General features: G+C 32.0%; 22 protein-coding genes. 6 read left to right on the top strand and 16 right to left on the bottom strand.

What is annotated here, in order from left to right; translation table 11 throughout:
• Positions 1 to 17 precede the first annotated feature (17 nt).
• Positions 18 to 245 carry a DUF2922 domain-containing protein gene (locus tag ACVQ8P_RS07710; protein WP_462298640.1) on the top strand — a complete coding sequence of 76 codons (228 nt, stop codon included), beginning with the start codon at positions 18 to 20 and terminating at the stop codon, positions 243 to 245.
• A gap of 121 nt (positions 246 to 366) precedes the next feature.
• Positions 367 to 1,659 carry an APC family permease gene (locus tag ACVQ8P_RS07715; protein ID WP_462298641.1) on the top strand — a complete coding sequence of 431 codons (1,293 nt, stop codon included), beginning with the start codon at positions 367 to 369 and terminating at the stop codon, positions 1,657 to 1,659.
• A 45-nt stretch (positions 1,660 to 1,704) separates the two neighbouring features.
• Here the strand turns inward: ACVQ8P_RS07715 and ACVQ8P_RS07720 are convergent, their stop codons facing one another.
• From ACVQ8P_RS07720 to map, 16 genes are all read right to left on the bottom strand, one after another.
• Positions 1,705 to 2,517, bottom strand: a complete 813-nt coding sequence (locus ACVQ8P_RS07720; protein ID WP_462298642.1) for a TIM barrel protein — start codon at positions 2,515 to 2,517, stop codon at positions 1,705 to 1,707.
• A gap of 141 nt (positions 2,518 to 2,658) precedes the next feature.
• Complete coding sequence (locus ACVQ8P_RS07725) at positions 2,659 to 3,834, bottom strand: CDP-glycerol glycerophosphotransferase family protein (protein ID WP_462298643.1); 1,176 nt, start codon at positions 3,832 to 3,834, stop codon at positions 2,659 to 2,661.
• Positions 3,835 to 4,291: 457 nt separating this feature from the next.
• Positions 4,292 to 5,707, bottom strand: a complete 1,416-nt coding sequence (locus ACVQ8P_RS07730) for an oligosaccharide flippase family protein (protein WP_462298644.1) — start codon at positions 5,705 to 5,707, stop codon at positions 4,292 to 4,294.
• Positions 5,708 to 6,466: 759 nt separating this feature from the next.
• Positions 6,467 to 7,393, bottom strand: a complete 927-nt coding sequence (locus ACVQ8P_RS07735; RefSeq protein ID WP_462298645.1) for a glycosyltransferase — start codon at positions 7,391 to 7,393, stop codon at positions 6,467 to 6,469.
• The gene (locus ACVQ8P_RS07740; protein ID WP_462298646.1) at positions 7,390 to 8,664 is read right to left on the bottom strand and encodes a hypothetical protein; all 1,275 of its coding nucleotides are present in this window, start codon (positions 8,662 to 8,664) and stop codon (positions 7,390 to 7,392) included. Before ACVQ8P_RS07740 ends, ACVQ8P_RS07735 begins: the two co-directional genes overlap by 4 nt.
• Before the next feature lie 12 nt (positions 8,665 to 8,676).
• Positions 8,677 to 9,660 (bottom strand): stealth family protein, encoded by a 984-nt coding sequence (locus ACVQ8P_RS07745; RefSeq protein WP_462298647.1) that lies wholly within the window; start codon positions 9,658 to 9,660, stop codon positions 8,677 to 8,679.
• A gap of 182 nt (positions 9,661 to 9,842) precedes the next feature.
• Positions 9,843 to 10,991 (bottom strand): glycosyltransferase, encoded by a 1,149-nt coding sequence (locus ACVQ8P_RS07750; protein ID WP_462298648.1) that lies wholly within the window; start codon positions 10,989 to 10,991, stop codon positions 9,843 to 9,845.
• Positions 10,988 to 11,872 (bottom strand): NAD-dependent epimerase/dehydratase family protein, encoded by an 885-nt coding sequence (locus ACVQ8P_RS07755; RefSeq protein WP_462298649.1) that lies wholly within the window; start codon positions 11,870 to 11,872, stop codon positions 10,988 to 10,990. Before ACVQ8P_RS07755 ends, ACVQ8P_RS07750 begins: the two co-directional genes overlap by 4 nt.
• A complete protein-coding gene (locus ACVQ8P_RS07760; RefSeq protein ID WP_462298650.1) occupies positions 11,838 to 12,455 on the bottom strand; it encodes a sugar transferase in 618 nt (205 codons plus the stop codon). Before ACVQ8P_RS07760 ends, ACVQ8P_RS07755 begins: the two co-directional genes overlap by 35 nt.
• A 1-nt stretch (position 12,456) precedes the next feature.
• Positions 12,457 to 14,289 (bottom strand): polysaccharide biosynthesis protein, encoded by a 1,833-nt coding sequence (locus ACVQ8P_RS07765; protein WP_462298651.1) that lies wholly within the window; start codon positions 14,287 to 14,289, stop codon positions 12,457 to 12,459.
• Between the two features lie 50 nt (positions 14,290 to 14,339).
• Positions 14,340 to 15,065: a CpsD/CapB family tyrosine-protein kinase gene (locus tag ACVQ8P_RS07770; protein ID WP_462298652.1), complete on the bottom strand. Its 726-nt coding sequence runs from the start codon at positions 15,063 to 15,065 to the stop codon at positions 14,340 to 14,342.
• Positions 15,066 to 15,085: 20 nt separating this feature from the next.
• The gene (locus ACVQ8P_RS07775) at positions 15,086 to 15,829 is read right to left on the bottom strand and encodes a YveK family protein (protein ID WP_462298653.1); all 744 of its coding nucleotides are present in this window, start codon (positions 15,827 to 15,829) and stop codon (positions 15,086 to 15,088) included.
• Between the two features lie 13 nt (positions 15,830 to 15,842).
• A complete protein-coding gene (locus tag ACVQ8P_RS07780; RefSeq protein WP_462298654.1) occupies positions 15,843 to 16,832 on the bottom strand; it encodes an LCP family glycopolymer transferase in 990 nt (329 codons plus the stop codon).
• 401 nt (positions 16,833 to 17,233) lie between these two features.
• The gene (locus tag ACVQ8P_RS07785) at positions 17,234 to 18,127 is read right to left on the bottom strand and encodes a YihY/virulence factor BrkB family protein (protein ID WP_462298655.1); all 894 of its coding nucleotides are present in this window, start codon (positions 18,125 to 18,127) and stop codon (positions 17,234 to 17,236) included.
• A gap of 103 nt (positions 18,128 to 18,230) precedes the next feature.
• Entirely contained in the window at positions 18,231 to 19,100 is an 870-nt protein-coding gene (gene galU, locus ACVQ8P_RS07790; protein ID WP_462298656.1) for a UTP--glucose-1-phosphate uridylyltransferase GalU, read from the bottom strand.
• Positions 19,101 to 19,252: 152 nt separating this feature from the next.
• Entirely contained in the window at positions 19,253 to 20,035 is a 783-nt protein-coding gene (map, locus tag ACVQ8P_RS07795; protein ID WP_462298657.1) for a type I methionyl aminopeptidase, read from the bottom strand.
• Positions 20,036 to 20,185: 150 nt separating this feature from the next.
• Between map and ACVQ8P_RS07800 the strand changes: the two genes are divergently transcribed.
• From ACVQ8P_RS07800 to ACVQ8P_RS07815, 4 genes are read left to right on the top strand one after another with little or no spacing between them, the layout of a single operon-like run.
• The gene (locus tag ACVQ8P_RS07800) at positions 20,186 to 20,644 is read left to right on the top strand and encodes a flavodoxin (protein ID WP_462298658.1); all 459 of its coding nucleotides are present in this window, start codon (positions 20,186 to 20,188) and stop codon (positions 20,642 to 20,644) included.
• A complete protein-coding gene (locus ACVQ8P_RS07805; RefSeq protein ID WP_462298659.1) occupies positions 20,644 to 21,060 on the top strand; it encodes a GtrA family protein in 417 nt (138 codons plus the stop codon). Before ACVQ8P_RS07800 ends, ACVQ8P_RS07805 begins: the two co-directional genes overlap by 1 nt.
• 38 nt (positions 21,061 to 21,098) lie before the next feature.
• Positions 21,099 to 22,061, top strand: coding sequence for a glycosyltransferase family 2 protein (locus ACVQ8P_RS07810; protein ID WP_462298660.1), 963 nt, complete (start codon positions 21,099 to 21,101; stop codon positions 22,059 to 22,061).
• An 18-nt stretch (positions 22,062 to 22,079) separates the two neighbouring features.
• Positions 22,080 to 24,920 carry a YfhO family protein gene (locus ACVQ8P_RS07815; RefSeq protein ID WP_462298661.1) on the top strand — a complete coding sequence of 947 codons (2,841 nt, stop codon included), beginning with the start codon at positions 22,080 to 22,082 and terminating at the stop codon, positions 24,918 to 24,920.
• The last annotated feature ends 62 nt before the right edge of the window (positions 24,921 to 24,982 follow it).

Consider the following 24,982-nt stretch of genomic DNA (forward strand, 5'->3'; position numbering starts at 1 on the left):
ACTAAGGAGGAAAACATATGAAACAATTAGATTTAGCCTTTAAAAATGAAACAGGTAAAACACGCCATATGAAACTACGTTATGTGAATACAGATTTAGATCCAGCAACTGTTAAGAAAGCCATGGACGATATCACGGCTGCTGATTTATTCCATCGTGATAACGAAAAAATGTTCGTAACCCCTGTCTCAGCACAGTTTGTTGAAACAATTGAAACACCAATCTACAAGAACGAATTAGTCTAACCCTTGAAAGCCAACTTAATTGTTGGCTTTTTTTGTATCCTCATAATGGCTATCAATTGCGTTTTAACACGACATTCGATATGCTAAATTTAGGACATTTGTCTGGATAAGGGGAGATATAATGAACAAAATAAAAGATAAAAAAATGACATTCTTTACCGTTTTCTTATTAGGGATTAACGGAATTATTGGCTCGGGGATATTCTTGCTATCTGGTAACATTTATAACGATATCGGGGCATTCAGCATTGTCACAATCATTCTTGCAGCATTAGCTGTCACAACGATTGTTCTCTGTTACGCAACACTGGCTAGTAAATTTTCGGAAGATGGCGCTGCATGGCTCTATGCTTATAATGCATTCGGCAAGTTTACCGGCTTCCAAGTTGGTATCTTCACTTGGGTATTAGGCGTTGTCACGCTATCAGCTGAAATCGCCGCTCTATTGACCATTCTAAAAATTATTTTTCCAGCCTTGAATCAAGCACCCATTTATAATTTAACAGCTATTATTTTAGTCACAATTTTAGGCATCATCAATTATTTTGGCACAGCTATCTTGGATTTCGCAGATAACCTATCGTCTACAGCGAAAGTCTTCATCATGCTACTCTTTATCATTGCGGGTGCTCTATTCGTTAAAAGTGCCCATTTTACACCAATTATTCCAGCTGATATTCACAATGGCACGCAATTGTTTACGAGATTCAATACCGCATTTGGTGTCATTTTCTATATGTACACGGGATTCTCATTCTTACCAATTGCTGCAGCAAAAATGGATAATCCAGAAAAAAACATTCCCAAAGCCTTATTGAGTGTAATTGCGACCGTAACCTTACTCTATGTCTTACTTCAATCGGTTGCCGTTGGTGTCCTTGGACCTAAATTAGGGACACATAGTTTACCAATTGCGGAAGCCTTCAAAAGTATCTTCGGACAATGGGGGTATATGATTATCGTCATTGGCATGATCATCTCAATCCTTGGTGTCGCTATCTCAGTTTCCTTCAATACACCTGTGGTCGCTGCTTCTTTAGCAAACGAGCATCAATTATTACCAAAAATTGTCGGCAAACAAAGCAAACACGATACACCCGTTGTCGCCATTATCGCAACGTCGGTCACAAGTATCTTGCTGCTACTGAGCGGAAGCTACTTGTTCTTAGTATCATGTATTGTCTTCGCCTCATTTGTCCAATATGTACCAACTATTTTAGCAACATTTAAATTCAATAATGATCCCAACTTGCCAAAAGGTTTCAAATTACCTGGTGGCCCAATTATTCCAAGTATCGCGCTGATTGTATCACTCTACTTACTCTTTAGTTTCACTTGGAAAATTGTCTTGTTCGGCGTTATCGTTTTAGTATTAGGTTGTTTATTGTACTGGTTTGATAATCAAAAAAAATAGAGCTACGGTCTGATTCATTGTTGTGAAGTGAATCAAACCTAAGCTCTATTTTTCTAGTAAATTCTGTAAATAGTCATGACTTTCAAGCATTTCGCGGCAATCATTTTGATTGGCTAAATCAATTTCGTAGATTGAAGTTGCGTTCGGATTCAATAAAGGGTAAGCCTGCTTCCAGTCAATCTTCCCCTTGCCCAGCGGTAAACTATCGTGGAATTCACCCATGGAATCAACTAAGTGATAATGAACGATATTGGGCATCAAGCGTTTTAAGCTTGCTTGCAAACTGGCATTGCTGCCTGATTGTTTAATAAACGTATGCGATGTATCAAAAGCTAAGCGATAGCCTTTTTGTAAAATAAGCTGATCTGAGGCTTCAGATCCATAATAAAATAAATCAGAAATTGAGTTTTCAAACATCACATGCTCTTGCCCATATTGTTGATAATAGTCCATCCGTTTAAACAAGGTTGCTTGTGCAGCCTCAAAGTTGGGATACTCAGCGATAATCATAGGTGTTTGTTTACTATATGACCCATGGATTAACGTTTGAATTGACTTATCTTTCGCTAATTGAATTAATGTCTCCGTACTCTCTCTAACAAATCGATATAACTTGGGATTAGCCGTCTCAGACACAGCTAATTCAACTGCCTGCTCCCCAAACTTCATTGGATGATGCATCACAATCTTGTTAGTTGTGTCCTTCACTTCATCAATCTCGTCTGATAATCGTTTTAACCCATCACCAGTGACGTCGAATTCATTGAGATAAAATTCGAAAACGTCTGGTTTATGCTGCAAACGATCATGCAGTTGAATAGGTTCAGTGCCTGCTTTTAATCCTAATGGCATTGTCATTCTAATCATCTCCTTAGTACTATGTTAGCATGAAAATGATTAGAAATAAAAAAGAGCGGCTTAAAGTTCACCTTAATGCTTACTATAGAAATAAAAAAAACTTTAACCATAAATAATATGATAGAAGTAGCCTCTACTATATTATTTGGTCAATTTTGTCAATATATACTCTGCGACTTTTTGAGAACTATTTCCTGACATATCTATCTGGTTAGCTTGCATGTATTCTTCAATTATTTTTCTGTATTTTTGCTCATCAAAACCATAAATAATTTGTTCGATATCTGTTTGATTTTTTGCAATAGAAAATGGTAGTTCATAAGGATTAGTATACATTCCTCTATCATGTATTAAATATTCATCTAAATCCGGAGTGTACAAAAAAACATTCTTCTTAGCTAACATTCCATCAATTACCGTCGAAGAATAATCGGAAACAACAAAATCAGACCTCATAATTAGTTCTTGAGTGTCAGGGTATTGACTAGCATCAATAACATCTTTTGGTAAATTAAGTTCAGAAAAATGATTTTTTATATTTGGATGTAACCGAATCATACATTTCCAATTGCCTCCAAACCTTTTGTGTAAGACCGTAATAATACGTTCATAATCAAGTCCATATACACTTGCGTCAAATATTTTTCTAAATGTTGGTACATAGAAAAATATTTTATCATTTGGACTTAAATTAAAATATGTATTTACCTCCGAATTATTGTGATTCACTTCATTAAAATAATTATCATATTTCGGAAGCCCTGATAGCAAAATTTCTCCATTATACCAAAATGAATTACGAATAAGATCAACATCTAGTTGACTGCCTGCAATCATTAAATCTGTTCTCTTAGAATCAAGCATAGCATTTTTTATGTAACCCTTAGGAAGATCGCGTTCAGCGTCTTTTTCAACCATTTTAATTGGCACAACACCTCCATGCCAAACCATAATATAGGTCTGAGATGAACGTTTAGGTGGTACCCAAACACTCCGTTGATCATTAACCCAGACTTTCGCAGTCGCAAGTTCAAACAATGCTCGGACTGATAACCGATTAACCTGCTTAACATTACTTGGAAATGTTGAATTTACTCCCTTTCGAACCAACCATACAATAGACAAATCATTATACTTTAACAGTTCTTCTGTGATGTATTTGCCATTGTCAGCATAACCACGTAAGCCATTAAAAGATTGAAAAACAACTTTTTTATTATTAATTGGAAAAACCCATAAAAAATATGCATGAGTATAGATAAAATTAATAATTTTTGCCAAAAAATTTCGTACACTAATTTTATAACTTTTTTTCACTTTGTTAATCTCCTTATTAAAATTATGTTCACTTTTTAATAGCAAAAAAAATTTTATATCAATATTTTTGTCCAGAAATTTGATACAGTAGCATAATTCATTTGAGCATTCTTATACACAGAACGTTTTAAAACTTGTTCAGATCAGATTGATTAAACTCATTACTTACCTTTCATGTTTCTCAGTAGTGGCAAGGCTTAATCTATTTGATATTGGTTCCGATAACCAATTTAGTTACAAAATTAAATAATGAACTAATGTAATGTTATTACTATTAGTTCATTATTTTTATAACGCATTTCATAAGTTACTTAAAAGTATCTTCGATGAATAATACACAGTCCGGATTATGATTTAATGCTCAAATAATTATTGGTAAAAATGAAAATACTAACTTATTAATTGTTTCTCTTTCATATTTTTTTCTTGACAGCATTTTACAATCAAGGATGGTTTATTAATACTTACGTTTTTTTATTAATTCCATTATTGGGTTTGCTTTAATCATTATTGTAACGATTAAATAAATAGTTGCACCAATTAACGACTGCACTATATTGGTCACTAAACCACTTGGATATCCTACTGTGACTGCTCTAGTAATAACAAACATTATAATACTAGCTATCAAATATTTTAAAAATTCTATCCATTTATATTTAAAACCAGTTTCCTTTATAAGTTTGATAACTCTAGTGACCGTAACAAATGTTTCAGCAACGAGTGTTCCAATAACAGCACCCCATATTCCAAGAAACGGAATCAAACTTAGATTGACTATTAAACTGATAATAGCCCCCACAACAACAGATAAATTATAATATTTCATATTACCAATGGGAATTAAATATTGTCTAGAAATTGCGCTTCCCATTGGGATAATTACTACTAATAGACTCATTGCCATCAGATAATGTTCTATTCCACTAAATTTTGGTCCAAAAAACCAAGGAACAAGTTTTGGTACCACTAAAATCAAACCCACCATTATTGGAATTGTAATAAACAATTGAAAATTAAATACAATATCCCACAATTTAAATATTTTTTCATTCTCACCTTTTGAATAAAGATATGTTAATTTAGGCAGCATAACTGAATCAACAGTTAAAATAAGTTGTGCCAAAATGGCAGGTATAATATTTGCATTAGAAAAAAAACCAACTGCTGTAGTTCCTATAACTAATCCAAGTATTGTTCGATTCATGTTAAGATAAACAGTCATGCCAACTTGAGGTATGAAATAAGTTCCAATATTTTTAAAATGACTGATAACTTGCCGTAACGTAACCTTTACAAAACTAATTTTTTTGAATATAAACAACCAAAGAACCATTTGAGATATAACAGTACCGAATGTCATTGTTCCCACATATATATATATATCACTACTTTTTTTAACAAACAAAATGATCATTATGAATGTTAATATTGAAACTAATAAATTTGCCAAAGTAATTTTTTTAAAATCTTCAATACCTCTAAAAAACCAAGATATGTCTAACATGGACGAAAAAATTAACATCGCTTGTAAGTAATAGATTATCTTATAATTTGAAAATGTCGCAAATATCAAAAATATAATCATAGATATTCCAGAAATTAAAACACTGAAAATTTCAATTTCCCAAAATAAACGAGACATTTCGATTTTGCTGTCTCTCTTGGTTGCAATCTCACGACTCCCATACAGTGGTATTCCTAATCCAGCAAACAATAAAAAATAACCAACGATAGATCCCGTATAATTATAGGTACCTATACCAGTTGGTCCCAATGCATTTGCTACTATTGGAATCGTTATCATGGGCATTATAATCTTGACCAGTTGAAATAGCCCTTGATATGCGACATTCGTAATTATTTTTTTCATACCCATAATCTCCTTATCATTATTTAATTACTAACTGAATACTAGTAAAAAGAATTTAATTACTTTCCCTTTTACATTTTTTACAATGTTATCCACTATAAAAAATATAATGAATCAATACTACTCCTATGATGTATTTACGGACATTTTTCTTTCGTTCTGTATAATAATCTATGGAGGTACTTTTATGACAAACCATTATGATCAAGACTTCAAAAATTCTATTGGTAAATGATGGCGGTAATCTAAAAAATTAGCTAAAGAATCTGAACTTCATTATCAAACTATTCTTAATTAACTTACATTAGAAAATAATTTTAAATGTTAGCAAACGTTGAGTCATACTTAAATAATTAAGTTCAATTCACACAGATGTTATTGATTTTAAAAACATCTAAGGTACCTCAATAGACTTAATTATTAAGTTAGCTTCCAAGAAAACCAATAGGAAAATTTAAGAAAATTAGTCGTTAAGAACGACAACTTTAGAATTTATGGATATCCTAAAATCATTGCAGTGATTCTAGAATATAATTTAAAGATGTCGAATTATCTTATCCGAAAATTGATACGTGCTTAACTCCTATATGGTAAGGCAACACCCATAAGCCACAGACTGATGTAACTAATATCCAATTAATCACAAATAATATTGATAAGAATATAATATCTTAATTAACCACTAGGTCTGTCGTTAACAATCTAAGGGCTTTTTCGGATATTTAACATAACATCATCTTTTCATATAAATATTGCTTTTTATAAATTTTTTCCCTTGATTCGGCTATTTATCTGAAAAGTAATTAATTCTAACACATATTTTGAACTAATTAATAATTTAAAAAATAAAAACGTCTTTTGTATTATATTATTTGTTTGCTTTATCATATAAAGTAAATCATTACTTTTAATAAAAGACATTTTTTGTCGATCAGTTAATTTTTTTATAACAGAATTTATTTTTTTAGGACTCGTTCTACTTACCGTTTTTTTATTGGCAAGTTTTCTTAATTTTGAATATACTTTCCACTGAGCTAGTAAATTAGTTTTAGTAATTCCATTATCTCTCACTCTATATTTCACAAGAGGCTCACCCATTTTACCCAACTTATAGCCTTTTTCTATAGCTCGATATATAAAATCAAGATCTTCAGTAAATTCAATTTTTCTATAACCATTTAACTCAAAAAAAACTTTTTTCTTTGCTAACCATGTTGAATGTCTTGAAATATTTTTTATCAGTTCCATCTTTTCAAAAGTTTTTCCATGCATTTCTGGATAAGTCGAGGATTTTATTTTCTCCCCATTTTCAGCCATCAATAAAGTTTCAGCCATTACAAAATCTAAATTATATTGCTTTAAATATTTTATTTCTGCTGAAAATCTATTTAAATATGAAATGTCATCCGCATCCATTCGAGCAATATACTCTCCTGTAGCATATGATAATGCAGTATTTAAACTATTTACTAGCCCTTCGTTAATTTTATTAACAACTACCTCTATATTTTTACGATTTTCACTTAATTCTTGAATAAACTTAACTAATGCATTCTCATTTGGATTATCTACTACAATAATTAACTGTATCTGTACATCTTGTTGTCTAAGAATAGAGTTTACAGCTTCCTCAATCCATTCATATTTTTCATTATATACACTCATTAGTACACTTACCGTCTTCAAAATACTTTTTCCCCCTTAAAGATTTCATCAGCAATAAGCGCCAATAATAAGCTTTGAATAATCGACGAGGTTCCTATTACAACACCTTTATAATTTAAAATAAACAGTAAAATCAACAAACATAAAGAAAAAAACTTTGGTTTAATTGCCTTTATAAACTTAAATTGATACCAAACAAGATATAAAAATCCAAATACTCCCGAATAAAGTAGTTGCCTCATATAACCGGCATCTGTATGCATATAATATGTTTTATCCTTATTTGTAAATAACGCATCACCCCAAAAGAAACTTTTTATTGATATTGGGAAATACATTGTTTTTAACCTTTCCACAGAATTATCAGTAAATTTACCAGTCGTTTGATAATTCACAAACAATCTCAGTGTAAATTTCTGAAAGGACTGTATTGCAGGATTACTTGCTATAAATTCAGAAATTTTTGAAGAAATATTAAAAATAACAATAATTCCAATTCCAAAAATTAAAATTATTAAACTAATAATAAACATATATAAATTCCTTACTTTTATGTGTATTTTTTTTATTTTTATCCCTTTACTAAAATCTCGTACAATAACTACCAATATTCCAAAAATGAATCCAATAAACGATGTCCTTCCAGCGATAATGCCACCAAATATGATTAAAATTAATATACTAATTTTAATCATAAAATTGGTATATTCTATTTCTTTCCAAAAATAAACAAACATAAATTCCACTACTGCAAAAGCAATAGCCAACCCAAAATATGCTACTATAGCAATCCCGGTCGCACGAGCACCACCATCAGCATTTTGACTTCTTTCTACTGCTCGTGAAATCCTAAAAATATTTGTCATGTTTAAAAAAGTAGGACTTACTAATGCCATAAATTCAATAATTGATTGCATACAAAAAATTTCTACAAGTAATTTTTTTATTGATACGTTTGATTCTAAAATATACGGTAAAACAATTATTCCAATGATTAACTGAATAAACTGTGGCAATAATATTATAGTAAAACTATAATCATTCGTATTTCTAAAAATAACAAATAATAATGACGCTATAATTAATACAAAAAAACTCCATAATATACTTCTAATTAACTTATTTTTTAAAAATAAGTTAACTTTTTTTTGATATGCAGAATTCACTAAAAATAAAATAATAAATGGTATTAATAAAATTGTTGATGAACTAATCAATAAAGAAGGAATCGTACTTACAATATCTATGGGAAATTGAAAAATATAAAAAAATAATACTATTGGGGATAACATTACAGTTCTCCTTTATAATTCATAACTTGATTTATTAGTTAAAGTTTGCTCGAATGACTTTTGCAAGATATTTATACTGATTGTATATTCTTCATCATCTAGATCAAAATCATTGATACAAATAACTTTGTGTTTTTTTTGTAAAATATCATTTTCAACTTTTTGAATATTACCTAGTGTCCACATTTTTCCAAATTTAATACTTCTTGGAGAAAATTCCCCACTACATAATTGCCAGTACCTAATAACCCAATCATTAATGTCACTTATTTCCCTAAACTTATGAGCCGATGATTTGATAAAATCATCATTTATTTTCTCTAAAACATTCTTATATGTGCTTTTTTTAAACGATAGCGGTATATGAAAATCTATAAATCTAGGGATTCTAGGCCAAGGCATTAAAATGATATTTAATAAATTTAAATATCCATATTTTATATTAAAAGCTTTCGTAAAGTTATTCCTAAATACTTTTCGTTTATCAAAATTATTATTAATAATTTTAAGATCATTTACAAAAATGTGATCAAAATCTTCTACAGGTGTAATAATATTCATTATTAAAGAATCTTTAGGTAATCCTGATTTTGAAAAGAAATCAGTTGGCTTTACGTAGTCATTCAAAAAAGTATCATCATTAAAAACAACAAAATGTTCTGACAATCCAGTAATGTTAGCAAAATTTAATTCTATTGGTATCGAACTAAACGTAGGTAAATATTCATTAGGAATGTAATCACTGTGCTTGATAAATATAATTTTATCATTTTTGATATCAAGAAAATCTGGTACTTGCCCATTTGTTACCACATAGATTTTATTTACCCATGGTGCATATTTTTCTACAGACCTAAACCAATATTTAAACGTCCCATAATCTCTATAACGGATTGAGTCATTATTTATCTTTTCTTTTGGAAGAAAATTTTTTTTACTTTCTATAAGTTCTGGATCAGCACCATCTACCCAAGTAACAACGAAATCAATTTTCATGTATGTCCTCTTCTATTCATCTTATAGTGTATAAAAATTACAAATATTCTTAGTTATATGTGTCATATTTTATACAACATTCCCAATTACTATGTTCGTTATTAAAATATGAAAAATGTTTACTATATATTCAAGTAATGTACTATTAAACATCATTCTTGAAATTATATTTACAACTTACTCTACATTTCAGAATACAAATCAGCCATTATCTTATTTACATTCTTAATGCTATATTTTTTAGATACTTCAATATTATTTTGGGCAATTTTCTTGTACTCTTTTTCATCGAGATTTGCTATCTCTTCTATAGCTTTCATAAATTTATCCACATCATTAGGATTTTCGATTACACGTCCACTAATCCCATCATTTGTGTAATCCTTGATACCTCCTAGATATGAGCTCACTAATGGTAGTCCAGTTGCCATTGCCTCAAGTCCTGCAAGACCTAATCCTTCTCTTTTTGATGGAAATAGAGAAAAATCTGCAATATCTAAATACTGTTTAATATTTTTAGAATATCCAGTAAAAATTACTTTTTTTTCTAACCCATATTCTTTTACTTTTCTCTCTAATATGTCTCTTTGATCCCCAACACCACAAATAATATATGTGATATCAATGTTATTCTTTAGTCTATTTATTGCTTCTATCCCTACAATATGATTTTTTAATATAGATAATTCACCTACTGAAATCATCACTTTACTATTTTCAGATATACCCAATCTTTTCTTCACGTCACTGATATTATCTAATTCTTTACGTAGTTCATCCCATTTAATTCCAACACCAGGCACATAGATAACCTTTTTTATGCCGAAAGATTCTCCAATTTTATAATCCGCCTTATTTATCGTTATTAGAATATCTGTGTATTTAGCTAAGTAACGTTCAACAGGATAAAATAAAATCCAATCTTTTTTTGGCCCACCTTTAAAAAATTGAAATCCATGCGCTGTATAAATAATCTTTGTTTTATCGCTGTTTTTAAATACTAATCTAGTTAGTACTCCCCCAATTGGTGAATGACAGTGTACAAAATCGTAGGTAACTTTATTTTTTAGCTTTTTAAGTTGTTCCATTGCTTTTTTATTTGCTTTAATTGATCCAATTCCTCTTAAAAAATCTACCTGATGACATATAACATCTTTTTCTTCAAGTTTCTTTTTTAAAGAATTAGCAATATTATCCGTTATAGTTCCTGCAAAAGAGAAATTAGTTGCAACTTCGACTTTATATCCCAACTCTTGTAATATTTTAATATTATCCATATTAAATTGTTCAATCATCGATGCAACTGACGCAACAATTAAGACCTTTTTCATTCTTTTTCCTCCATCAATATTTTTTTTATTGAGTCCTCTAACGTAAGTCCCAATGTATATTCAAAGGGATACTGGCTAATCTTTTTCTCATAGACTTTATTACCGTATATTTTGTTAAAAATACGAAACTTTTTAGATAATAAATATATTAACGGATTAAAAACAGAAATTAGATGCGTTTTCTTATTTAATAGTTTTCTTGTAACCTTTATTATATCGCTTGTGGAAACATAATCCATATTTTGTGGAAAATATAGTCCTGCTACATCATTAACGATTGTTTGCTTAATAAATTCTGTCAAAACATCTATATAAATCATACTACGTTCATTGGAAATACTAGGAAAAATAGGTGCCTTTTGAGCTAACTTTAATAATTTTGGAAAATTTCCTTTACTATTTGGTCCATAAACCATTGGTGTTCTAATAACAACTGTCTTAAATTCTTCATCTGTTAATGATTGAATTTTAACATCCGCCTGTAACTTACTATCCCCATAAAAATCAATCGGATTCATAGGTGTGTCTTGATCAATTATATTAGAACTTTTCAATCCCTTTTTTTCACCGTATACAATCATACTTGATAAAAATATAAATTGTTTAACTCCCTCAGATTTAGCTTTTTCAGCCAAGTTAATTGCAAGATCTCTATTTACTTTGTAATATTGATCTTTTAAATTTGGATTAGACGAAACATGAGCAATGCCTGCTACATTTATTATTGTGTCATACAGACCAAAATTCATTTTTTTCCATGCTTCATCACGAACACTTATCATTTCAATTGTCATTTCTTCAGCATTGGAATGATCCATCCAATTTTTAAATGATTTTGCAATATAGCTATTTGCTCCGGTGATTAATATCTTTTTTTGCATTTTTTTTGCCTTCCTGAACACCATCGTGTTTCAAAACTGAACTAATTGTGCCAAAGAATATCTTCACATCTTGTCCAAATGAAATTTGTGCAACATATTTACCATCAAGTTTTGCTTTTTCTCGAATCGGCAACTCATCTCGTCCATTAATTTGTGCGAGACCCGTTAAACCCGGTAGAACATCGTTAGCACCATATTTATCACGTTCATTAATTAAATCCTCTTGACTCCAAAGTGCTGGACGTGGACCAATAATGCTCATCTTACCTGTTAGAATATTAATAATTTGGGGTAATTCATCAAGACTAGTTTTTCGAAGAATTTTACCTGAGTATGTAATAAATATATCTGGATCTTCTAATAAATGTGTTGGCACATCAGGAGTATCAGTTCTCATTGTTCTAAATTTCAAGATACCAAAGTATGTTTTATAAATACTTACTCGTTTTTGTTTAAAAAAAACTGGGCCTTTTGAATCCACTTTAACAATAATCGCGATAAGCAAAAAAATAGGCGATAAAAGTACAAGGCCTATTAATGCAACAACAAAATCGATTATTCTTTTAAAAAAATTCCTATACATATTAATTCATACCTTCCGAATCAATTGATGGTTCACCATTATGAGTATGCGCATAACTAATTACTTTCTTCTTCAAAGCATCACCCGTTAATGGCCCAACACTCTTAACAAAGCTCATAATATCATCAATCTTATATGGTGTTACCTTACCCAAGAAGATTTTTTCATAAACTTGTTTCTGCTGTTTTTCACTACTTACTAACAACTCTTCGTACAATTTTTCTCCAGGTCTCATACCTGATTCAACAATCTTAATCTCTTGTTCACTATATCCGCTTAATTTAATCATTTTTCGAGCTAAATCAACAATTTTAACCGGTTTACCCATATCCAAAATGAATAATTCTCCACCCTTTGATAGCGTTCCAGCTTGAATTACCAAGCGACTAGCTTCTGGGATTGTCATAAAGAATCTTGTCATCCTAAGATCAGTAACTGTAACTGGTCCACCTTTAGCAATTTGCTTTTTAAAGAGTGGTACGACACTACCACGGCTACCAAGCACATTACCAAAACGAACAACGGCAAATTTTGTATGACCTTCTTCATTCAAACTAGTCACAATCATTTCAGCAAGACGTTTAGTTGCGCCCATAATATTAGGTGGGTTAACTGCTTTATCTGTTGAAATCATAACAAACGACGTTACATTAGCAGCTTTAGCTGCCTCTGCAACATTTTTTGTACCATAAACGTTATTTTTAATCGCTTCAGTTGGATTTGCTTCCATTAATGGCACATGTTTATGTGCCGCAGCATGATACACGAGATCTGGCTTATATTGTGCCATTAAATCAAAAATATGTTCACGATCTTGTACATCAGCAATTATTGGCACAATATCAATCTTTCCAGCGTAAAGATTTTTCAATTCTTGATGAATCAAGTAAATTGAATTTTCTCCATGGCCTAAAAGAATTAATCGTTTAGGACTGAATTTGCTAACCTGACGACAAATTTCTGAGCCAATAGACCCACCAGCACCAGTAACTAGAATTGTTTTGCCAAATAATTTACTTTCAATCTTAGCCATATCAAGCTTAATTTCTTGACGACCCAGTAAATCTACGACATCAATATCGTGCATTTTTCTAGAATCACTATTGTCTTCTAGCATATCTTCAAAACTTGACATACGGTTTATCTTAATTTTTAAAGGATTTAAAATATCTAATAAATCCTCATAGTTCTTAGGAGCTAATGATGGAATAGCAATTGAAACTTGCTTAACATCATAATCTTTAACAATTACAGAAATATCATTAAAGGTTCCCAAAACTTTTTTACCCATCATCCACATTTTTTGTTTTTGTGGATCGTTATCAACATACCCTATAACATTCAAATCGGCATTATCTCGTTGAATTCTTTCCATTAATACTTCTGCACCATCTCCAGCACCAACAATCAGTGTTGTAATTTGTGGCTTTGATTCTCCATTATTCAAGATATGCTCAACAAGATATCGCCATGCAAACCGACTACCACAAATGAAAAGTAATGCAAATAAATACGCTAGTATTCCAAAGCGAAAACTGTACCTTGTACTATTAATGAAGAAATAACAGATATTACTAATTAAAGCTGCAGTTGTCGTAGCGGCGAAAATTGAAATCATTTCCTTGAATCCAGTATATCGATTAATCTTTGAAAAAAGTTTCAAAGAATAACCCGCCACCAGATATGAAACCAGTCCTATACAGCCAAATATTAGTAAATCAGAATTACTAAAATTAATATATGGTGCCAAAAATAGTACTGATAATAAAATAGCAACTATCCAAATAGCACTATCCAACCCAGTTAAAACAACTTGCTTACTTTTTCTACTCATTTACAATCCCTGCTCCCTTAAATTATTTTCCAAATAAATATTACTAACCGTTATTTATAATATCCATAATAGCCACCATAATAACCTGACTCATCACTACCTGAAACGTCATTCAAAATTGTACCGATAATTCTCGCATGAACAGTATCCAACAGTTCCTTCGCTTTTACGACAGCAGCTTTATTAGCTACACCTTCTCGAACAACTAAAATTGTGCCATCAACTTTAGTTGCCACAATCTGCGCATCTGTCACAGAAATCAATGGGGGAGTATCAATAATAACCATATCCATTTGTTCAGCGACAGCAGAAAGTAATGAATCCATACGTTTTGTATTCAACAATTCCGATGGATTAGGTGGTGTAGGACCTGCAGGCATAACATAAAGGTTCTCAATAGGCGTTTCCTCAACTGCTTTTGCAACATCAATGTCTTTTTCTGTCAAACAATTTGTTAATCCTGTTTGATTACTCAAGCCAAATGTTCGATGGGCCGTTGGTCGACGCATATCTGCATCAATTAATAAGACTTTTAGCCCTTGATTAGCATACGTAACAGCAAGGTTAGTGATAATTGTTGATTTCCCCTCAGAAGGGCCTGAAGAAGTTGCCATAATAACTTTCATTTCTTTATCAATACTTGAAAATTGAATATTCGTTCTCACTGTCCGAAATTGTTCTGCAATCGTCGATGTTGGTTGCGTCACTGTAATCAATCCAACCCCGTTATCAATACTATCAGTGGATAATTTCTTTTCTTTTCTAAATAAACTCATTCTGTATAACTCCTATCTGCCTAATTAATATGTTTTCGTGCTCCCAATGTTGCTTGCCCAAAAAGTCCTTGGCTTTTCTTAATTTCATCAATATGATTAATCATGCCAAGGTTAGCCAATCCAAGGTCAGTCAAAAAATCAGTTCCCTTGATTGTTTTATCGAGCAACTCTATTGCAAACGCAATTGCGATTCCAATAATTGCACCAAGTAACAGACCTATTAAAACGTTCATTTTTTTATTTGGTGACACCGCATCTGGTTTTGCGATTGCATCAGCCACAATCGTGACATTATTAACTTTCATCATTTTTTTAATTTTCTTTTTAAACGTATCAGCTACAGCATTGGCGATATCAGCCGCACGATAAGCATTTGTGTCTTGGACAGTCACACTAAAAACTTGTGAATTTTCTTCATTAGAAATACTTATTTGCCCTTTTAACTCATCGCTTGTCCCAATAAAATTATCTTTCTTAGCTATTTCTTTTCTAACTGGATCCAAGACGATTTTGTTTTGAATAATATCTTTATACGTATTAATCATCTGAACATCCGCTTGCTGCGTATTATATGCAGCGGCCATATTATTGTCTGTTTCTGTCCTGTTAACCAAAATTTGAACCGTGGCATCATATTTGGGTGTCATGAAGAATATCGTTACAATAAATGCTAATAATGCCCCTGTAATGGTTATTCCACCAATTAATTTAAGATGTTTTTTTAAAATATTAAAAATTTGTTCAATATTAATCGTTTCTTCCATTGGTATAAGTCTCCTAGTCTAATTCTAATTGTTTTCTGATCATTTTAGATACCTTCGTCACTTGTTCTGTTGGGACCACTTCATATGATACACCATTAATCATTTGTGATTGGCCTTGAAGTTGCACATCCTCAATTTTACCAATTGCACTTCGATATTTAGTCGCAATTACTTTCATATCGGAGAATTTTAAGTCTGTTTTCATGTTACTTTCTAAGGCACTTAAAATCTGTTTGTACTTTGTGACACCACTAACTGATGCGATATTCTTACCTAAAGCAGTTACAACTGATCGTTGTCTTTTTTGACGACCGTAGTCACCATTAGGGTCGGAATGTCTCATTCTAGAAAAATCTAGGACATTACTCTCAGTTAATTCAACCTCGCCCTTTTCATAAGAATATTTTTCAGCTGTGAAAGTGAATGGATTATTAACTGTAATAGGCCCAACAGCGCCCGTTAATTCTTCTAATCCTTTCATATTCATTTCAACGTAGTAATCAATTGGAATATTCAAGTAGTTTTGAATTGTATCCATTGCTAACGACACGTCACCATATGCATACGCAGCATTTAACTTATTCTCTGTCCCATGTCCAGCGATCGGAATCTTCGTATCACGAGGCAAGCTAGTCAATGTTGTTGTTTTCGTTTTTGGATTAATGGTTGCCACCATCATTGTATCAGAGCGCCCCTGATCCGTTCTATTATCTTCACCAGTATCTACACCTAAAATTAATACTGAGAAGGGTGCCTCTTTCTTTAATGACACAGCACCAGTTGTTCGTTTACTTTTAACCTCAGCTTTTTGATACGTGTTATCTACAACGTCTTTTGCATCTAGATAAATCTTAGCCATCATTCCTCCGCCAATTACCAATAAAGCGGCGATAACAACGCCAACGCTAATTACCCATTTTTTTGGCGTACTCATTCTTTTCTTTTTGTGGCTATGATGCCTCTTGTGGCTACCTTGATGATGTTGATGTTGCTCTTCACTCATAATTGATTACCCCTAAATAATTTTTTTAAAGATGTATACAATAACACAATAATTCATTATACCTGTTAACATTCTTAAATGAAACTTAAATTCTTTTGTCTAATCATTATTTAATTCTATTGTCAATAGATAAGCCTCTCTTTTTTATTTGTTTTCGCTTTCAAAGCCTAAGCGTACTGCTTCTTTAATTATACGTTACGTTTACCATTGAAATATTTCATTTTCAATACAAAAAAATTTCTTATTAAACAATAATTTCTACAAATCAATAATTTTAGTATCAATATAACAAAAAAATTATATTATACTATTTTCTTCTATATAAATACAAAAACAGACTAACATCTACGAAACGTTACTTTCGCAACTATTAGTCTGCATCACACTCATTACTTATTTTTCTACTTTTTTCGATTTGATCGGTCTGTATACTGATTAACTAACGTATTCAACCGACTTGATTGCTCTTCAATTTCTCCATGACGAATAATTGCGATTGTTGCATTCAGTACGGCACCTAACATAATTATCCATGCACCAAAATTCAACCAAAATAACATAATCATTACTGTTCCGATGGCACCGTAGCTACTGAATGAACCACCAAAGTATCGCACGTATATCGAAAATCCTTGAGCTAATAAAATCCAACCGATAGTTGTCAAGATGGTCCCAGGTAAAACTGACTTAATCCTTAATTTCACACTGGGCAAAATGCGATATAACAACAAAATAATAATAAAAATACCAATTAAAGCAACTGGCCATTTAACCGTCGTAATCACCGTTAAAAAGGTATTTGGCAGATGAAAGATGGGGGTTAAGAACTCAACGACCATCTGACCGAATCCAAAGAACAGAACAATTGCACCCAGTGCGGCTACTAAAGAAATCGTTAAGACTAACGACGCAACTCGACTAATAATAGCATTCTGTTTAGTTGCAACACCATAAGCATGGTTAAAACTCTTTTTAAGCGCATTAATGCCTTTACTTGCCGTCCACAATGTCACAACAGCCCCAATTGACAACAACCCACCACTCCCATTTTTCAAGAATGATTCAATTAATGGCGCTAAAATATTATAAATGGTTGATGGCATCACAATTTTTAAATATTCTAGAATCACTGAAACTTTTAAATGTAGCATAGGTAATAAATTTCCAATAAAAATAATCGCTGGAAAAATAGATAGCAACGTATAATAAGCAATAATGACCGCAGAATTACTAACATCAGCATTTGTAAATTGCATTTTAAAGACATTAATAAATTGAATGAACTTACTTTTCATGTGATTCCTCCGACTCCGATAAGTCTCCGTAAAAATAAATTGTATCACATTTAACAAAAAAAATAGGCCAAGTCACCTAAAGTGACCCAGCCTTCTAACTTAATTATAATTTTTTAGATAGTTCTTTAATGTATTCTCTGAGTTCATCTTTAACTTCTGGATGTTTTAACCCAAATTCGATACTTGTTTTTAAGTAGCCAAATTTGTTACCAACATCATAACGATCACCTTTGAATTCATGTGCGAATACTCGTTGTGTTTTATTCAAGCGGTCAATCGCATCTGTTAATTGAATTTCATTACCTTCACCAGGTTCTTGTGTTTCTAACATACCAAAAATTTCTGGTGTTAATAAGTAGCGACCAATAATAGCTAAATCACTTGGTGCATCTTCAATAGCTGGTTTTTCAACGAATTTTTCAACATCGAACAATCCTTTTGAAACTTCATTTTGCGGTGCAATGACCCCATATTTTGAAACTTCTTTATGCGGGACTTCCATCACAGCAAGCGTTGAAGCATGCGTTTCTTCATAGCGATTCATTAGTTGTTTCGTTAAAGGTACTTTATCTTGCATGATATCGTCACCCAACATCACAACGAATGGTTCGTCACCAACAAAGTCCTTAGCCATTAAAACAGCATCCCCTAAGCCTCGTGGATGCGATTGGCGAATAAAGAATAAATTAATATCCGTTGTTTCTTCAACAATCTTCAATAATTCCGTTTTACCTTTTGCTTTAAGGTTAGCTTCTAATTCAGGCACTGAATCAAAATGATCTTCAATTGGACGTTTCCCTTTACCCGTAACAATTAAAATATCTTCAATCCCTGCCGCTTTAGCTTCTTCAACAATATATTGAATCGTTGGTTTATCTACGATTGGCAACATTTCCTTAGCCATTGCTTTAGTTGCTGGTAAGAATCTTGTTCCCAAGCCCGCTGCAGGTATAATTGCTTTTCTAACTTTCATAATTGACTTCTCCTTTTATTACCTCTTTAATAATCAACTGATTTAAAGAGACTCCCATTTGATTTTTCAATTTTCTTACATTAATTGTACCATAAAGTAAATAAAAAAAGAGAACCGCTTAAAAAATAAGTAAGCGATTCCTTTTCAGCTAATTATAGATATTTTGCGTCAAATTCTGGATCTTGTGATGTTAAAATCTTAGGACCATCTTTTGTGATAACAATCACATGTTCATATTGACATGACAGACTACCATCAGCAGTTCTTGCAGTCCAGCCATTAGGATCGTCACTTTCTGATTCCCAACCGCCAACGTTAATCATGGGTTCGATTGTAATGGTCATTCCTTCTTTAAGACGTAACCCTTTACCAGCTTGACCATAATGAGGAACTGAAGGGCTTTCGTGCATTGTTGGTCCAATACCATGTCCGACATATTCACGGACATCGCCATAACCCATTTGGTCTTCCGTATAAGTCTGAATAGCATGACCAATATCACCAATACGGTTACCAATAACTGCTTGGTCAATCCCTAAGTAAAGTGCTTTATGTGTGACTGCCATTAATTTATCAATTTCTGGCGTTGATTCACCAACAACATAGCTCCAACAAGAATCACTCATTGCGCCATGTAAACTAACAACTGTATCCACTTTAACTAAATCATTGTCTTTTAGAATTAACCCTTTACGTGGAAAAGCATGACAGATTTCATCGTTAATGCTGACACAAGTTGCGTATTTGTAACCTTCGAAACCAATTTGTTCAGCAACACCGCCATGGCTTTCAATATATTTACGTGAGAAAGTTTCGATTTCCCAACTAGAAATACCTGGTTTGATAACATCGCGTAATCCCTTATGCATCCCGGCAATAATAGCACCTGAAGCACGCATTTCTTCAATCTCGCGATCTGATTTTAATGTGATCATATAATTGTTTCCTCCTATTATAAATAATTCTTCTCAACTATTATACCGCAATTGATTAGAATTTGTTACGAGATGCTTAATTCCTTTCACAATCATTTTTTTATCTGATATACTTTGAGTATTATTAAAAAATGGAAGAAGGAATTTAGTTTGGTTTCAGCTAAGGTTATTTTTGCAACAATTACAGGTAATAATGAAGATGTTGCTGATATTATTACAGAAGCATTCGAGAATTTAGGTGCCACCGTTGAAATGGAAGAAATCTCACAATCAGATGCCTCCGATTTAACCAACTTCGATATAAGTGTGGTTGTCCCTTATACTTATGATGAAGGATCACTTCCCGATGAAGGAATGGATTTCTATGAAGACTTACAAGAACTTGATCTAACTGGTAAGTTATTCGGTGTTGCAGGTTCTGGCGATACATTCTATGGTGAATTCTTCGGTACTGCCGTGGACAAGTATGGTGACGCATTTGAATCAGCTGGTGCAACTAAGGGTGCAGCTAATCTAAAAATTGATTTAGCCCCTGAAGAAGAAGATATTGAAAAACTTGAAGGCTTTGCTAAAGAATTATTTAATAAAGCGAATGAACCGGTTGATTAATGGCTAAAAGAATAATGGTTTTATTTCATAAATATTATTCACTCATTGCATATTTATTCTTTGGTGGACTCACAACGCTAATTAATATCATCACATTTGTTGGGTTTAATTCTTATTTACACTGGAACTATCAAATTGCTAACATCATAGCTTGGTTTTTTTCAGTTATTTTTGCGTTTGTCACGAATAAATTATGGGTATTCAGTTCAAAAAATCAAAATTTCACTGGTTTTTTAATAGAATTATTCTTATTTTTCTTTTTCAGAATTGGGTCACTATTCATCGACCAATTCATTATGTACATTGGTATCTCTGTCTTTAACTTTGATGCTGCATTAGTTAAATTAGTTGATCAAATATTTATTGTCCTCATTAATTATGTATTCAGTAAACTATTTATTTTTAGAAAATCATAAAATAGAATTTATTAAAAATTCATTAGGAGGCTCCAATTATGTCAAACAAAGTTCTTTCAATTGTCGTTCCATGCTACAACGAACAGGAATCTATCCCACTCTTTTTTGATGCGGTTGAAAAAGAATCTGCTAACTTACCAAATATTCAGTTAGAATATTGGTTTATTAATGATGGCTCATCAGATAAGTCACTTAGTGAAATGCGTCAGTTACAAAAAAAACATCCAGAAACCGTTCATTACGCCTCATTTTCACGTAACTTTGGTAAAGAAGCTGCCCTATATTGTGGCCTTCAAAAATCTACTGGCGACTATGTCACAGTTATGGATGTTGATTTACAAGATCCAACTTCTTTCTTACCTAAAATGTTAGCTATTTTAGAAGATCCCGATAATGATTACGATTGTGTTGGTACACGTCGAACGACCCGTAAAGGTGAACCTGCTATTCGTTCTGCCTTTGCGACTCTTTTTTACAAGCTAATTAACCGTATTTCAAGTACTGAAATTGTAAACGGTGCACGTGACTATCGCTTAATGACTCGTCAAATGGTTGATGCTGTTTTATCTATGTCGGAATACAATCGTTTTTCAAAAGGTATTTTTAGCTGGGTAGGTTTTAACACAAAATATTTAGAGTACACAAATCAAGAACGTATTGCCGGAAAAACCAGTTGGAATTTCTGGGGATTATTTAAATACTCTTTAGATGGCATTATCGCATTCTCTGAGGCACCTCTTTCAATTGCAACTTATGTTGGCTTTTTGTCATTTATTGGCTCTTTCTTTGCTATCATCTTTATTATTATTAGAGCTTTAGTCTATGGTGATCCAACTGCTGGATGGCCCTCTACTATTTCAATTATCTTAATGATGGGTGGTATCCAACTATTCTGTGTTGGTATCTTAGGAAAATATCTTGGAAAAATTTTCTTAGAAGTTAAAAATCGACCTATTTATATTGTAAAAGAATCAGATATGTTCAGTTCAAAAAAGGACTAGTTATTTGGGGGACCAGTTATGCAAAAATTTTACTTCAATTTAAAAAAATCAAAAATAATAATATATCTCTATTACATTATTATTTTTATGATTTTAGTAAGCCTCATTTTTGGGACTTACAAAATAGCTGGCTATTCTTTAATTCAAAGTCACGATCCTGCAGAGCAACACCTACCTGTCTTAGAAAGTTATCGTAACTTACTTAGCTCTTACCTTAAACATCCTTTCCAACCTTTAACAATGTGGTCATGGAAATTAGGACTTGGTGCAGATCAATTCCAAACATTTGCTTACTATGTTATCGGAGACGTGTTCGCTTATATTACGTTGTTATTCCCCGCAAGTGCCGTTGTAACTGTTTATCAGTTCACACTCATCTTGCGGTTATTTTGTGTTGGTCTATCCTTTGTTTTTTTTGCAAGACATTTCAAATTAACCAATAGTGCCATACTAAGTGGCGCTGTTATTTATACATTCACTTCTTTTTCACTTTATTCATCTGTTATGCAGCCTTTCTTCTTAACGCCATTTATTATTTTCCCACTGTTAATTATTGGTATTGAGAAAATTTTACAAAGCTCAAAGCCCAATTTTTTTATTCTCATTTTAACTTGGACTTTCATCAGTAACTTTTATTTTTCCGTTATTTTAGGAATTGGGGCTTTAATCTACTTAATTTTACGCTACACAATATACTACCGAAAAAATCTAGCCTTTCTAAAAACAGCGACAATTTTCTTGTTTAGTGCAATCGTTAGTTTATTAATGGCAGCTGTTATGCTACTACCTGCTATGATTTCTGTGTTAACTTCTACACGATCTGGTGGATTATTTGCCAATGGCTTATCGACATTTCCACTCTATTATTATATTAATTTACCAATGCAATTGATTTCTAGTGGTGAGTCAACTTTTTGGACTAAATTTGGATTTAGTAGTTTTGCCATTCTAGCCTTAATCCATATTCTTTATCATCGAAAAAAATATCCGCTTTTGATTGCAAGTTTCACAATCGGTTTAGTCATGCTACTTTTTCCGTTATTTGGGGCGTTATTCAACGGGTTTCAAGCACCTTCTAATCGCTGGATCCTCTTACTCTTTGTTCCTGTTGCACTAAGCTGCTCATTATTCATTGACAGCCTTAAAAAGATAGATTTATCCGAAATAAAATTCATGACAAAATGTCTTGGCGTCTATTTATTATTAATCGCTGTTCCTTTTTATATAAATGGTGAAACAGAAATTTTTATTCCTGTTATTTTTTTAATTTCATTCTTTGTGACCATTTTGCTCTATCGGCAAAAGGCACATTCTAGTCATATTATGCTAAGTTTAATCTTATTAAATTTAGCCTTTACTGGTATTTCTTATGCATCTCCTTTTACCAATACATTTAGTCACACATTAATGCCTGAAAATGATTATCAAACCTTATCAAAAAATATTTTTGCTGGTTTGGATAAGGATATCCATAAGTCGAATTCATTCCGTGTTTCAACAATTAGTCATAATTATAATTTTGGGGCTAACTTCATGTTGCGCAATAATTTTGACAATGGTTTGAATCTTATAAATTCTTATTATTCTATTCAAAATGGCTCCCTGGGTACTTTTTCAAATAACCTTCAAAACTCACAGTATCATAATAATATTCCTATTGAGAATTTCGATGATCGCACAATTACTAATAATTTTTTAGGCGTTAAATATCTTTTTACACATTCAAACGAACCAAATGCGACAAAAATACCTTATGGTTATAAACTAATTAAAACAACTATTTCGCAGAATAAAAAAGTTCAAACAAACCTTTATGAGACAAAAAATAATTTTCCACTCATTTATTGGCAACCTGACGTTATCTCAAATCAAAACTATGCTAAACTATCAGTTTCTGATAAAGAACACCAATTATTAAAAACAGTGAGTGTCTCTGATACAAAAGGGTTACAACAATCGACGCCATCATCTGCTACACAAAATGTACCGTTCACTGTTGAAAAGATACAGCATGCAGGCCAATTAAATGAATCACAAACACTTGTAACTGGTAATAAATATCGCAACAATCCAATTTCAGACAGTTATCAAATTAAAATTAAAAATGCTAAGCAATATCGTAATTTTGAATTACATCTTTCTTTAACCGATATTAAACATCACTCGTTATCTGCTAAAGAGCAAATGTCTATGGCTGTTTCAAATAATGCAACTAATCCGAATAACCAACTACTAGACATTAATGGGCCCTTATCATTACAAAAATCTCTCAGCAAACAATTAACGAGAGGTTCTTCAGGTACTAGTTATTCAATCGGGGTTAGATCTTCAAAAACGACAAATACAATTACACAACTAGGCGTTGATAATCTCTCTTTCTTTAAAGTTTTGTCCAACGCTACTCTAAATATGGGCTACCAGAAAAGAATGCCAGCAAGTTTAGACTTACTTTTATCAAATTCAGGGACTTACTCTTTCAAAATTAAAATCACTGCCGTCCCGCTTGGTCGCAGTTATACACATGAAGTAAGAAAAATTCAAAAAAATAAATTAAATTCATTAAAATTTTCTACAAATAAGGTTTCTGGTTCAATAACTACGCCTAAAATAGGTATTCTTACTTCTTCTATTCCTTATTCTAAAGGCTGGACGGCAACTGATAATTCTCGTCCTATACCAATCATTAAAACAAATGATGCCTTTATTGGCTTAAAATTACCAAAAGGTACCCATCACATCGTTTATAGCTATCAAACGCCTGGTTTATCTACCGGCATTATTTTAAGTCTTCTAGGAATACTCATTTGGCTTATTTTTAATTTAGTCTCTTTTATTAAGAACCATCATAAAAGAAACTAACCATTACTGTGTTGTTTAAAAATAATAAAGATGCTATTCTTGTATCTTAGTTTATTAAATAC

This window comes from Dellaglioa sp. BT-FLS60, assembly GCF_054941065.1.

Bases quoted from the DNA above. Each gene is read 5' to 3' on its own strand.
- ACVQ8P_RS07750 (WP_462298648.1), bottom strand. From the start codon at position 10,991: ATGAAAAAGGTCTTAATTGTTGCGTCAGTTGCATCGATGATTGAACAA.
- ACVQ8P_RS07775 (WP_462298653.1), bottom strand. From the start codon at position 15,829: ATGGAAGAAACGATTAATATTGAACAAATTTTTAATATTTTAAAAAAA.
- map (WP_462298657.1), bottom strand. From the start codon at position 20,035: ATGATCACATTAAAATCAGATCGCGAGATTGAAGAAATGCGTGCTTCA.
- ACVQ8P_RS07710 (WP_462298640.1), top strand. From the start codon at position 18: ATGAAACAATTAGATTTAGCCTTTAAAAATGAAACAGGTAAAACACGC.
- ACVQ8P_RS07765 (WP_462298651.1), bottom strand. From the start codon at position 14,289: ATGAGTAGAAAAAGTAAGCAAGTTGTTTTAACTGGGTTGGATAGTGCT.
- ACVQ8P_RS07745 (WP_462298647.1), bottom strand. From the start codon at position 9,660: ATGAAAATTGATTTCGTTGTTACTTGGGTAGATGGTGCTGATCCAGAA.
- ACVQ8P_RS07715 (WP_462298641.1), top strand. From the start codon at position 367: ATGAACAAAATAAAAGATAAAAAAATGACATTCTTTACCGTTTTCTTA.
- ACVQ8P_RS07760 (WP_462298650.1), bottom strand. From the start codon at position 12,455: ATGTATAGGAATTTTTTTAAAAGAATAATCGATTTTGTTGTTGCATTA.
- ACVQ8P_RS07815 (WP_462298661.1), top strand. From the start codon at position 22,080: ATGCAAAAATTTTACTTCAATTTAAAAAAATCAAAAATAATAATATAT.
- ACVQ8P_RS07780 (WP_462298654.1), bottom strand. From the start codon at position 16,832: ATGAGTGAAGAGCAACATCAACATCATCAAGGTAGCCACAAGAGGCAT.
- ACVQ8P_RS07755 (WP_462298649.1), bottom strand. From the start codon at position 11,872: ATGCAAAAAAAGATATTAATCACCGGAGCAAATAGCTATATTGCAAAA.
- galU (WP_462298656.1), bottom strand. From the start codon at position 19,100: ATGAAAGTTAGAAAAGCAATTATACCTGCAGCGGGCTTGGGAACAAGA.
- ACVQ8P_RS07770 (WP_462298652.1), bottom strand. From the start codon at position 15,065: ATGAGTTTATTTAGAAAAGAAAAGAAATTATCCACTGATAGTATTGAT.
- ACVQ8P_RS07730 (WP_462298644.1), bottom strand. From the start codon at position 5,707: ATGAAAAAAATAATTACGAATGTCGCATATCAAGGGCTATTTCAACTG.
- ACVQ8P_RS07785 (WP_462298655.1), bottom strand. From the start codon at position 18,127: ATGAAAAGTAAGTTCATTCAATTTATTAATGTCTTTAAAATGCAATTT.
- ACVQ8P_RS07805 (WP_462298659.1), top strand. From the start codon at position 20,644: ATGGCTAAAAGAATAATGGTTTTATTTCATAAATATTATTCACTCATT.
- ACVQ8P_RS07810 (WP_462298660.1), top strand. From the start codon at position 21,099: ATGTCAAACAAAGTTCTTTCAATTGTCGTTCCATGCTACAACGAACAG.
- ACVQ8P_RS07720 (WP_462298642.1), bottom strand. From the start codon at position 2,517: ATGACAATGCCATTAGGATTAAAAGCAGGCACTGAACCTATTCAACTG.
- ACVQ8P_RS07740 (WP_462298646.1), bottom strand. From the start codon at position 8,664: ATGTTATCCCCAATAGTATTATTTTTTTATATTTTTCAATTTCCCATA.